Origin of the sequence: Enterococcus nangangensis (assembly GCF_005405245.1) — a bacterium.
Lineage (GTDB): Bacteria > Bacillota > Bacilli > Lactobacillales > Enterococcaceae > Enterococcus_J > Enterococcus_J nangangensis.
On record NZ_BJDR01000036.1, the window covers coordinates 1 to 12,405 of the forward strand.

Annotated in this window: 10 protein-coding genes; all 10 read left to right on the plus strand. The window is 40.9% G+C overall.

Annotation, left to right across the window (positions count from 1 at the left end):
* Positions 1-226 precede the first annotated feature (226 nt).
* The 10 genes from FFM57_RS09290 to FFM57_RS09335 all read left to right on the plus strand — a co-directional run bounded on the left by FFM57_RS09290 (position 227) and on the right by FFM57_RS09335 (position 12,190).
* Entirely contained in the window at positions 227-1,795 is a 1,569-nt protein-coding gene (locus FFM57_RS09290) for an ATP-binding cassette domain-containing protein (RefSeq protein ID WP_137600243.1), read from the plus strand.
* Between the two features lie 83 nt (positions 1,796-1,878).
* Complete coding sequence (spxB, locus tag FFM57_RS09295) at positions 1,879-3,609, plus strand: pyruvate oxidase (protein WP_137600244.1); 1,731 nt, start codon at positions 1,879-1,881, stop codon at positions 3,607-3,609.
* 213 nt (positions 3,610-3,822) lie between these two features.
* Positions 3,823-4,743: a hypothetical protein gene (locus FFM57_RS09300; protein ID WP_137600245.1), complete on the plus strand. Its 921-nt coding sequence runs from the start codon at positions 3,823-3,825 to the stop codon at positions 4,741-4,743.
* A gap of 1,110 nt (positions 4,744-5,853) precedes the next feature.
* Positions 5,854-6,390 carry a biotin transporter BioY gene (locus FFM57_RS09305; RefSeq protein ID WP_137600246.1) on the plus strand — a complete coding sequence of 179 codons (537 nt, stop codon included), beginning with the start codon at positions 5,854-5,856 and terminating at the stop codon, positions 6,388-6,390.
* 49 nt (positions 6,391-6,439) lie between these two features.
* Entirely contained in the window at positions 6,440-6,901 is a 462-nt protein-coding gene (locus tag FFM57_RS09310; RefSeq protein ID WP_137600247.1) for a GNAT family N-acetyltransferase, read from the plus strand.
* 179 nt (positions 6,902-7,080) lie between these two features.
* On the plus strand, positions 7,081-7,287 hold the full coding sequence (locus tag FFM57_RS09315) for a hypothetical protein (protein WP_137600248.1): 207 nt from the start codon (positions 7,081-7,083) through the stop codon (positions 7,285-7,287).
* Between the two features lie 224 nt (positions 7,288-7,511).
* A complete protein-coding gene (locus tag FFM57_RS09320; protein WP_137600249.1) occupies positions 7,512-10,277 on the plus strand; it encodes a YhgE/Pip domain-containing protein in 2,766 nt (921 codons plus the stop codon).
* 24 nt (positions 10,278-10,301) lie between these two features.
* Entirely contained in the window at positions 10,302-10,742 is a 441-nt protein-coding gene (locus FFM57_RS09325; protein ID WP_170999960.1) for a MarR family winged helix-turn-helix transcriptional regulator, read from the plus strand.
* A gap of 243 nt (positions 10,743-10,985) precedes the next feature.
* Positions 10,986-11,150 carry a PspC domain-containing protein gene (locus FFM57_RS09330; protein WP_137600251.1) on the plus strand — a complete coding sequence of 55 codons (165 nt, stop codon included), beginning with the start codon at positions 10,986-10,988 and terminating at the stop codon, positions 11,148-11,150.
* Between the two features lie 107 nt (positions 11,151-11,257).
* A complete protein-coding gene (locus tag FFM57_RS09335) occupies positions 11,258-12,190 on the plus strand; it encodes a hypothetical protein (protein ID WP_137600252.1) in 933 nt (310 codons plus the stop codon).
* Positions 12,191-12,405 lie beyond the last annotated feature (215 nt).

Consider the following 12,405-nt stretch of genomic DNA (forward strand, 5'->3'; position numbering starts at 1 on the left):
CGATTCAGCGAGCAATAAAACAGCATGCGCAAATATCAAAGAAGCCCTCGGATAATTATCCGAGGGTTTTCTTATTTAATACCTTTAGGAATTATAAGGAAATCAATTAGGAAAGTATTGACATAGTTTCTTGCGAGGTTTATTATCTAGACAACGAATAGGAATATTTAGGAAAACATTGACAAGGAAAGACAATAATTTTCCTATTTCCGTCAGGAGGAAGTCCATGTTAAAGGAAATTTTTCGCAAGAATCGCAAGTTTATGTTGTTGTCAGTGGCCACTAGCTTAATCGCTAGTCTAGCCACGTTAGCCATTCCCTTTTTAAGTAATCGGCTGTTTGCCCAAGTGGCTGATATTCAGCTGATTAATGTTTTGTTAGTGGTAGGCGTAATGTTGGGGAGTTACTTTTTTCAAGTGCTCTTAATCTTATTGCGAGAGAATGCGGCGGTGAACGTTAACGAAAAGAACTTGCGTCAATTTTTAGATAAACTTTTTCACGTGGAGTATGACACAATGATTGCTACAGGGAATAACAATCTCATTGACAAAGTGGCCGCTCTCACTAATAGTATTTACCAATTTATGTTGAATGACGTGATTCAGTTGGTGAGTGCTGTGGTTATTATTACCGGCAGTCTCTTTTGGTTATATCGCGAGAATCTTTTTTATGGGCTGGCGGTAAATTGTTTGATTCCCACGACTTTTTTTGGCTACAAATTATTAAATAAAGAGCTAGGGCGCCGCAGTAAAAAATTACAGGCGGTGACTTCAAAAAATTTCCAAGACATCATGAGTATTTATGAGCAGCCAGATTTTGTGAAGCAACAAGTTCATTTTTCCGGCATTGAACATTTAATGGCGCAACGGATTCAAGAAATTTATCAGGCGCACGCGGAGATTAATCGTTTCGCCGGCACCAGTAGTCAAATCATTAATTTTCTCAACACTTTTGTGGAAAATGCTATCTTGCTCCTGATTAGTTATCAAGTGGCGATTGGAAAGACGCAGGTGGGCTCTTTAGTTGTTTTTACGTTAGTGATTAGTATTTTTTTTGATGCTGTCTATTCCCTAAATCATTTGAACCTTAATTATACGCGCCTCAAAGTAAACACTGCTTTTTATCAAGAGGAAATTTCAGGAAATTTAGAAACAACTACGGGAACACCGGTGACTACAATTGAAAAATTAGCCTTCAAAGCACCGACAGTTACGGTGGGGGACACTAAGTTTAGTTATCCTTTAACGGCGCAGTTCACCCCGGGGGATGTAGTGTATCTGGCGGGAAAAAGTGGTGCCGGCAAAAGTACATTGGTGCGGGCGTTACTCAACGTGCGACCGGTGACGGGAATAACGATTAATGAGCTGCCCCTCAATCAATTAGACAAAGGAACGTTACGGGGGAGGATCGCTTACGTACCCCAAAGTGCTAGTCTAATTCCCGGCACATTGCGAGAAAATATTCTCGTAGATACGCAGCAAAGTCCGGAAGTAGATGCCAAAATTCAGCAGCTGAACATTTTACAACCTTTATGGCAAAATAAATCTTTAGATACCCTCATCTTACGTAACGGGGAAAATCTTTCTGGTGGGGAAAAGCAGCGGGTAGCTATTGCGCGGGCTTTATTACAGGAAGCCGACGTTTATATTTTCGATGAGGTCACCAGTAATCTTGATGGGACGAGCCAAGAAATTTTTTTCAGTGAATTTATCGCCAGTCTTGAAAAGAAAATTGTCTTCATCATTAGTCACGATGAAGGCGTTGCGCAATATGCCAATCGACGTCTAACTTTTTAAGTCTTAAAAACGGATTGCTTGGTGTTCTTATGGGAACTGACTATACTGGGGGTGTAAGTTGATTACTGAAAGGATGGGATGAAATGACAGGAAAAATTACGGCAGGTGCGGCGATGGTGCAAGTGTTAAAAAGTTGGGATGTAGACCATTTATACGGCATTCCCGGCGGTTCTTTTAACTCCACCATGGATGCGCTCTATGAAGCACAAGATCAGGTGCGCTACATTCAAGTACGGCACGAAGAAGTGGGAGCTTTAGCGGCTGCAGCTGACGCGAAACTAACCGGAAAAATCGGCGTTTGTTTCGGTTCAGCAGGTCCAGGGGCTACACATCTGTTTAATGGCTTATACGATGCGCAAATGGATCACGTGCCCGTCTTAGCCTTGATTGGCCAAGTCGCCAGCAACCTAATGAACTATAATTGGTTTCAAGAGTTAAATGAAAATCCCATGTTCACAGACGTTGCGGTTTATAATCGCACGGTGATGACGCCAGAAAGCTTGCCCCATGTGGTAGACGAAGCGATTCGCCAAGCCTATGAACACTCAGGCGTTGCCGTGGTAACGATTCCTGTTGATTATGGTACGGTGGAAATTCCCGATGTGCCAGTGTCTACGGCTAGTAGTCATCGTAAAAATCGTTATTACACTCTAGATGATGCCGATGTAAAAGCGGCTAGCGTTTTAATCGCCGAAGCGAAACAACCTGTTTTATATGTGGGACAAGGAGTGCGGGGTGGTTGGGAAGATGTGGCTGCTTTTTGTGAACATTTTGCTTTACCAGTCGCTTCTTCGGTTTTAGCCAAAGGGATTATTCCTGACGACTATCCGAATTATTTAGGAACGGCGGCACGAGTAGCTTGGAAACCGGCAAATGAAGCCTTGGCGCAAGCTGATTTGATTCTTTTTGTCGGCAGTGATTTTCCTTTTACCAAATACTTCTTTAATCCCCAAGCGAAGTTTATTCAAGTAGATATTGACTCCAGTAAATTAGGGCGCCGTCACGCTACTGATGTGGCCATTTTAGGCGATGGTCCTACTGCGTTGCGGACTTTAGTGACGGCTGGAAAGAAACGCTCCGTGACACCTTGGCTAACCGCGAACCAGCAAAATATCGCCAATTGGCATCGTTGGCTGGAAAGCTTTGCGGATAGTACGGAAGTACCACTGCGGGTAGAACCGATTTTTAAAGAAATTAATCGCATCGCCGAAAAAGATGCAATTTTTGTCACCGATGTGGGGAACTCCACGATTCACGCGATTCGTTTGTTGAAGATGAATGGAGAACAACTCTTCACGACGTCTGGTTGGTTTGCTACCATGGGCAATGGCATTCCTGGCGGGATTGCGGCTAAGCTAAGTTTTCCTAAACGGCAAATCTTCACCTTAAGTGGCGATGGCGCGTTTGCCATGGTGATGCAAGATTTGATTACGCAAGTGAAGTACCAACTCCCCATCATTAATCTGGTCTTTTCCAATGATAGTTTTGGTTTTATTGAAGCCGAACAAGAAGACACCCATCAAAGTAAGTATGGTGTCTATTTAGCGGGGGCGGACTTTGCTAAAGTGGCTGAAGGCTTAGGTGCTAAAGGCTATACCGTGACGGATACGAAAGATTTGGTTAAAATTTTTGACGAAGCGAAGGCCAGTACACGTCCCGTAGTCATCGATGTGAAAATTGCCAATACGCGACCTTTACCAGTGGAAAATCTCCAATTGGATCCGACGCGTTTTTCAGAAGAGGAAATTGAAGCTTTCAAAGAAAAATATCAAGTGCACGACATGCCAAGTTTGACCGAATTACTAAACGCTTAAAATGAACAGCGAAAAAGAGCTACGTCGCTTCAAGACGTAGCTCTTTTTCTTTAGCCTACAGACGAGACTGTTTTTGTTTATTGCTATCTATTCTTTTCAATCAGTTAGAAAAAATACAGATGTTTTAATTTGTTTTTAATCTAATCTCATGATAATATTATTTTTGTAAAGGAAAACCATCACAAATTGGACAAGAAAATGGGGGATTAAAAGATGGAAAAGAAAAAAATAATGACAGTCGGACTAGTCTTAGCTTTAGGTACAACTGGTCTCGTTGCTTGTAGTAAATCAAATAACAGCAGTTCCAATAAAAATGCTACGACTGTTTCCACGGTAGCTTCTAGTGAAAAAGAAGAGGTGGAAGAACTCGATGCGGAAGTGCAAAAAGGCACGTGGGTAACTTTTACCAACAAGTCAGGTTATATTTTTAATGAAGTCTACCTTTCGCCAACCTCTTTAGATACGTGGGGGGAAGATTTACTAGGTGGCACGACAATTCTAAAATCCAATGGCACCCACGAGTTAGAAATTCCTACCGCTAGTAATGGGGTTTATGACGTGCGCGCAGTGGATGAAGACGGCGATTTGTGGGAATTTGAACGGATTCCGTTACAAAATGCTAGTACTTTAGTGATTTCAGGTGAAGATGGAACGGTAACCGCGATTGCGACTACTTTAGATGGTGAGACGATTACTGTAGCTGGAACCATGAGCGGCGCTGACACTGATTGGTATGATGAAGATTGGTACGAAGGCGATTGGTCTGACACTGATTGGTCCGATTACGAGGAAAGTGCTGACTACGGTTGGTATGAATTTACTTTAAGTAACTATTCTAGTTATGCCTTTGTGGAAGCTTACTTTATGGAAGCCGGCGAAACGGAAGATGCCGGATATAATCACTTGGAAGAGTCGCAAGGTTTACGGGTCGAAGGGACGACTAATATTGCAGTAGAGGGTTACTTCTATCACGACATAGCCTTTATTGATGAAGATTCCGATCTGTTAGTATTCTACGGTGTCGACTTAGAAGATGCTTATGCGGTAGACATTGAAGCCGGCGAAGAGACACAGCTTATGACGGTTTACTACAATAACTACGATCCCGTGACTTTTGAAGGCCATTACGAATAAACTAATTTTTTAAAACAGGAGTAAAAGGGCGCTGCAGCCAGCAGCGCTTTTTTAACAATTAAAGGATGATAATTTTTTGAAGAGGTACAAGGGCTGTTTTGACAGTGCTTGTACCTCTTTTTAGATGGTTAAATGTTTTCCGGATATTTAGGTAAACGTGAAAATAGTAATCCTAAAAGTAGATTAACTTCTAGGAAAATTGATGGGCTTTTTATCATTTTAAGATAAACAATTTTTGCTAAAGTTAATCCGCCTAAAAATTTTTTTAATATAGTGCATTTCAGAATCTTTTGCGTATCTTCTTTGTAAGAGGACAAAAATGTCTTTGCTATCATTCAGGTGTAGTTCACATGGACTTTGGTCGCCCCTGAAGCAACAATCAACGAATTCTAGAAAAGTTGGTGCTGAAGGAGGTCATGCCAATGAAAGAATCGCCGGGAAGCGGGAAAGGTTCTAAAAATGCTGGAAGGCATTTGGCACATTTTAATCATCATTAAGTTGATGATTGAAATTGCCCATGAACTAATCGGTGTGAAAAAAGCAGCTCCTTCGGAAATAAGCGGGAATATCACAAAAATATGAAGAGCTATTTTCGGATATTCCCGTTTATTTCTTGGAGCTAAGCGCTTTTTATCCCAACCTAAATTAAAAAAAGACCCTAAAGAGTAATCTTTAGAGTCGCAACCGGCCATTGCCATGTAGATATTGGAAGAGGTATACCTAGTACCTTTTCCCTACACCTGAATTATAGCAAGGGCAATTTTGAAAAGCAAGTAGCTGCGACAAGGGAGATTTTCCAGGCTTTTCCTTTTCTTATTGCTCAATTTCTGAACGAGGGAAGCGAGCTCTTTTAGTAGTCGAGCTCAGTAAACTAGAAGAGTTGGTAATAAGCCATAAGCCACAAAAATTTGGGGAAGCAATTTTCCGTGTCTTTCATCTTATTATTACTCCTCTTCTGAACAAGTTTATGGAGCTCTTTTCCGAATAATACACGAAAAGAACTCGCTGATGAGGGAAATGCACTTTACAGTTCAGGCGATATTGGTTATATTCACCATAGGCTAGCTCTTCCAGTGGCTAGTTCAAATATTTTTATCAAAGGAGTTTACCATGAAATTAAAAAATTGGATTTTAGCGGCTGAATTTGCGGCCATCGTGGCTATTTTTGCCCAACTAACTTTTCCCGTGGCAACAATTCCTTTAACGGGACAAACCTTTGCCGTAGGGTTAGCGGCGACAGTGTTAAATAAAAAAACGAGCACGTGGGCGTTAGTCCTCTATATGCTACTAGGAGCGATTGGTTTGCCAGTGTTTGCTGGGATGAAAGGTGGCGTGGGTGTGATTTTAGGCCCTACTGGTGGTTTTATCGTCGGCTTTATCTTTAACACGCTTTTAACGGGCGCATGGTTAGAAAAATTTGGGCACACGGTAGTCCACGGAATTATTGCTAATTTGCTAGGGGCAGCGGTGACGCTATTCTTTGGTACTTTATGGTTGTGGTTAGCCTTGCAAACAAATTTCGCGGCAGCCTTTCAAGCAGGCTTTGTCATGTGGTTAATTCCTGGAATTATTAAAGGTGTCGCTGCTGCTTTAATTGGTTTGGCAGTGCGCCGTGCATTAGTGCAGGCTAAATTATTAGAAGCTTAAGGAAGTGAGGCTTAGGCCTCGGTTTTTTGCTAGGAAGAGTAGGGATAATATGATAGCTATTACTTGGCAAAAATTTACGACAGCGACAGCGGCTCACTATGAGCTTTTACTGGACGCCGACCCTAATCGCGCGTTAGTGACCAACTACGTCAAAAATGGGACGTGTTTTGAAGCGCGCTATCAAGACGAGTTGGTGGGGGTTCTTGTGGTGATTGCTACACGGCCGGCAACAGCTGAGATTGTCAACGTAGCAGTAAAAGAAACGTTCCAGGGGCAAGGCGTCGGGGAACAAATGGTGCGCAAAGCACTTGCTTGGTGTCAAACTCAACTTTATCAAACGGTGGAAATCGGGACGGGGAGTTCCAGCTTTCAAGCTCTATATCTCTATCAAAAATGCGGTTTTCGCATGACCCACATTGATCGTGATTTTTTTGTGCGCCACTACGCCGAAGAAATTATCGAAAATAAAATTGTCTTACGCGATATGGTGCGTTTAAGTCAAGATTTGTAATCGAGAAGAAACAGTCACCAACTTTTTTCCAGTAATATTTACGAATTGCAAAAATTTTACGGATAAAATTAATTTTTTTAACTATTTCCTGAAAACTTTGGTACAATGAGGTCAATCAGAAAACGTTCTCAAGCCAGAATAAAGGAAGTGGTGGTACTGGTAGTGTTGCCAGTATGTAGATGAAGACACCGAAACAGATTGAAGCCCGCAAGGAAATGCTGAAGTTGATGAATGCGGATGATGAGTGGTACAAACATACCGAATCTCCCGTCTTTAACAAAATTCAAGAGTTAGCCAAGCTTTTAGAAACACCGAAAGCTGCAACGCCGACTGAGAAAAAAACAAAGACCGTCAAAAAAGCGAAAAGTAAAACAAAAAAGAAATAATTTTTTTCAGGAATCCTTCACGTTAATGGGCGCGGAGGATTTTTTTATTTGGAGATGGCGCCTAATTTCCTAATAATAAAATGAGAAAAAATTCTGAAAAATCTTATTGACAGTAAAGTCGAGAAAGTTCATACTCAAAAATTGTAAATGGCATTAATTATTAATGCCGTATATAAATTGTGGAGGGCTTCATTTTAAAAAGTGAAGTCGATTGAGGAGATGGTTTGACATTGGTAAATCAAGAATTTAAATTAATAGCGCGGAACAAAGGCTTAATTGGGGCATTAGTGTTAGTCCTGATTATCCCCTTCTTCTATTCCTTTTGTTTTCTGACTTCGGCTTGGGATCCTTACGGTAACACGGGGAAAATTCCTGTTGCTGTCGTGAACTTAGATGAACCAGCAGAACTCAACGGTACGAAAATTCAAGCTGGCGCCGATACGGTGGCTAAATTAAAAGACGACGATCAGTTAAAATGGATTTTCGTTTCTGAAAAAGAAGCGCAAGCTGGTTTGAAAAAAAATCAATACTATAGTGTCATTACCATTCCGAAAGACTTTTCAAAAAATGCCGCAACGGTGTTAGACGACAAGCCAGAAAAAATGCAGCTGCAATACGAAACTAACGGCTCTTTGAATTATATTTCAGAAGTCATTACCCAAGTAGGTGTGGACAAACTCAATAGCCAAATTCGCGAAAAAGTAACCACGGCCTTTGCGTCTGAGTTATTTGACCAAATTGGGACGATCGGTAGCCAAATTAAAACTGCTGCTGCTGGCGCCACGCAAATTAATGACGGCACTAAGACGTTACAATCTGGTGTGACGCAATATACCGATGGCGTAACGCAAGTCAATACGGGTGTCGGGACGCTGTTTAGCAACATCCCAGCCTTAACGTCTGGTGTTAACCAACTAGCAGATGGCGGTAATCAAATTAAAGATGGTCTCGGTCAATTGCAAGGGAAAGTTCCTGCTTTAACTTCTGGCGTGACCCAACTGACTGACGGCGGTAGCCAATTAAAAAATGGCTTGCAACAATTAAATGATCAAGTTCCAACGCTAAGTTCTGGTGTTAATCAACTGAACGCCGGCATAAATCAGTTGTATGCGGCCGTGACGACTAAAAACGATCAAGGTCAAACGCTAACGACAGGCATCACAGCTTTAAAACAAGGCATTGAAGACTTAGAGTACTATACGCTAGAACAACGTAATGGCAATCCTAATATGGTTGATGGTGTGCAACAAATGGCTGAAAAAATGTCTAAATTGTTCGATGCCGTCAATAAACAATCGTCTTTAATTAGTGCTGCTTTTATTCCTTTTGATATGCCTATTGGTATTGATACGAATACGGAGCCATACGGGTATGTGACGCCAGAACAATTAGGAATTGTTAGTCCTGATGGGAAAGCATACAATTTGGCTCACTATGAAGCTGCAGCTAAAAAGGAAACAAGTAAAGCAGATGCTAGTTTGACAGAATTAGGGACGGCTAGTGCTCCTAGTGCTGAAGTACAAAGCGCATTGACAGCTCTAGAATCTGCTGTTGCTACGACTAATGATGAAACAGCCAAACAAGCTTTAGCAGACTTTAAAGCACAATATGAAACAGAAAATACCAATGAAAATGAAAAGTTGGCACAGTTTAAAACCGATTATGAAGCTGAAAAAGTAGCTAAAGATAATGAGTATGCTACTGCTCGTGGATATTTGAATTTTGCTAAAGAATCGTTAACGAATAAGGGAACCGATGATCAAGGTGATCCAACTGGGTTACAAGTAGCACTGCAAACTTTTGCAGAAAAGCTAGCTACTTTAAACACTGAGTTAAGTGATGCAGACGTGAGCGGACATCCAACTTATGCCAATGCCGTTGCGCAACTGCAAGCAGGTTTGGAAGAACTGGATGCTTCTGTGAATAACCCTGATGAAAGCCAAAACTTATTGGCTGGAATTACGAAGCTAAAAGACGGTATGAACCAATTAGCGGCTAACGTGCCAGCTTTAAGTGACGGTGTATTACAACTTTATCAAGGTTCAGTTTTAGAGTCAGATGGTTTGAACACTTTAAATAGTCAAACGCCAGCTTTAGCTGATGGTGTGAACCAACTTTATCATGGCGCTGTGCAAGAATCTGACGGTTTGAATACCTTGAATGGTCAAACGCCAACCTTAGCTGACGGGGTCACGCAACTTTATGATGGCACGCAACAATTAGTTAGCAACAATCAAGCTTTAAACGATGGTACGCAACAATTAGTTGCCGGCAGTGGGCAATTAGCAGAGGGCTTAAACGATGGCTACAAACAAATTGCCGCTACTCATTTAACGAACATGACCGCCGATATGTTCGCTGCCCCAACGGAAACAACGCAAAAACAATATAGCTTCGTACCGAATTACGGCGCGGCTTTAGCACCATTTGTTTTAGCCTTGGCTTTATTTATCGCCATTGTCATCTTTAACTTCGCTTATCCAATGAAACGTAATGATGACGACGAACGCTCACCATTAGCGTGGTTGTTAGGAAAATTAGCAATCGGCACGGGGGTAGCACTAGGCATGGCAGTGATTGAAGCTAGTCTGATGTTAGCAGTCGGTCTACATGTGGATCACGTGCTTTCCTTCTACGGTGTGACGATGCTCTTTGCCATTAGTGCCATGTATCTTACGATGTTCCTGAATATCGTGTTAGGTCGTTTAGGAATTTTTGTGGCGTTAGGCTTACTGACCATGAGTGGTTCTGGCGGCTTATTCCCACAAGAAACCGTGAGTCCCCTCTTTACCTCCTTGCAAAAGTTCCTCCCAATGACGTATGCTATTAATGGATACCGCCAAGTGATTACCTCAGGCATTGCCGGTTCAACGGTAACGTTAAGTGTGGAAGTATTAGTAGGAATCGCAGTTGTCAGCGTCGCCCTTTTAATCCTCTTCTCAGGTTTAAAAGATTTACGACACAAAAAACAACACTTAAGGGGCATCTAAATACCTAAAGGAGCGATGGTCGCCATGGAAGAGCAGCTGTTAAACGATTATATTCAAATGTATTGGGGAACGTTTAAGTACTTAGATGACTTAATTGCCCAACCCATGAAAGTGTATCAAGTTTCTTTTGAACAGTATCTGATTATGCGAGACCTCTCTTTAGGGCACCAACTGGAAGTCTCGGAAATTGCTCGGCAACGAGATGTCAGTCGGGCGGCGATTTCCCGCCAGTTGAAAACTTTATTAAATAAAGGCTTAGTAATGCAAGATCGTAACTCTACTGACCGCAGACGCTTACCTTTGAGCTTGACGGAAAAGGGCGAAGAAGTAACCGCCGAATTAAATCAAGTAATTGCCAAACGTTTTGCCATGTGGGCCAAACGCCTAGGGGAAAAAGATGCCCGCGAACTTTTGCGAATTATGGCGCGCGTGCGCACCGAGATTATTGATACTGCCAAAGAGTAAACTGAAGGAAAATGAAAAAGAAGCCCACGTGGCTTCTTTTTTTGGTGCTAAATTTAAAAAATGGAGAACAAAAGCAACTCTTAAAAGTTTGAATTTTGTCGGTATTTATTTTACCTAGTCTATCACAGCAAGGGCTAAGCTTGTGTTTTAAACGACATTTCGATAAACGATTGTGTCGTACCGTTAAATCATTTAGAATATAGATAACAAAAATAAATCTGAAACCCTAAGAGGTGAAGGAAAATGTATCCGCTAAAGAAAAATTTAGAAAATCGAATCATTGCCGGTGTTTGTAGTGGTATTGCTAACTTTTTTGATATTTCTCCCTTCACTGTTCGGCTTATCTTTATCCTTACTGGGGCGGTCCCTATTTATTTTATTTTGGCTCTATTATTACCCACAGAATAGTTACTTAATGAAGAGATGAAATATATTCGCAACTATTGTCGCTGGAGGAAGAACGGATTGATGTTGTAGTTACTGGGGCTACAGTAGTTTAAAGGAGGTTTTATTTTATGAAAAAAATTATTTTCTTTTTAGCATTTATCTTTTTTTTCACAGTTAAATCAGTTTTTGCTGCAGATAAAACCGCCCCCTTTCAACTAGAAAACGATGCGCAATATAATGAGATAATGGCGCTAGAATCAGAAGCAAGAGAAGCTATTGCCTTTGTTTATCAAGAAAAAACAGGAAATACTTTGCCTATAGATACGAAAATCGATTTAGGAAAGTCACTAAAAATTTATGTATCAGACAACCTGCTATCGCAAAATTTTGATCAACAAGAACTGTCAGAAGTTTTAGCAGCAGCACCAATACTTTGGTACTACGAGCAAGAAATATCAGGAACAAATTACTTGTTAGAAATTACTAAAGGGAGTCCCGTAGATGAAAGTATTGAGTGGACTGAAGAAGAGCGTTCTTTTTTGGAAGCGGTAGCTGGTAAATGGTACGTTAGTGGCAAAGGCTACCAAGATGAAACTTCTTTTAAAGAGAAGTTGCGACAGGTAGATGATAATTTATTAAACTTGGGCAGTAACTATTTAGTGACAGGATTACGTTTGTTGCAATCGCCAACGCTTTTAATTGTAGAAAATGATCAACCTAAAGCACTTTATCCCTTGACGGAAACCTTGATTCTAGGAGAATCAGGAGATTCATTTTATAGCGGTCCTACGACACGTAGTAGTAAAGCTAATCCTATTATTTTTGAAGAAGGGCAATATGGCACAGGCGTGCTAGATTACCAACTTGTAAAAGAAATCGCACAAGCAACTCCGGTAACAGACGAAGTAGGAAGTATAAATACAATCGATGCCACTGTATTACTTAACACTAAATCACCAGCAAAAAAAAGTATCGGAATTTTAGTGATTGTTGTTTTCGCAGGATTAATTATTATTTGGCAAATAGGGAAAAAATTCTTACAAAAAAGTAGAGTTCTTTAAATATTTACGCTCCAGCAATACACCTTGACACTTTTTTTCGTTATGGAAAGAAGTGTCAAGGTGTATTTAGTGTTCTACTACCGATTGTTGAGAATAATTGAAATTTAATTTTGCACTTTTTTTATTAGATTAAATACTCAGTCAAGTCCATAATCCTGTGTAAAAGTTTTGATACAATGCTGACTCTGAAATAGATGGTGAGCTTGTAATAGTTG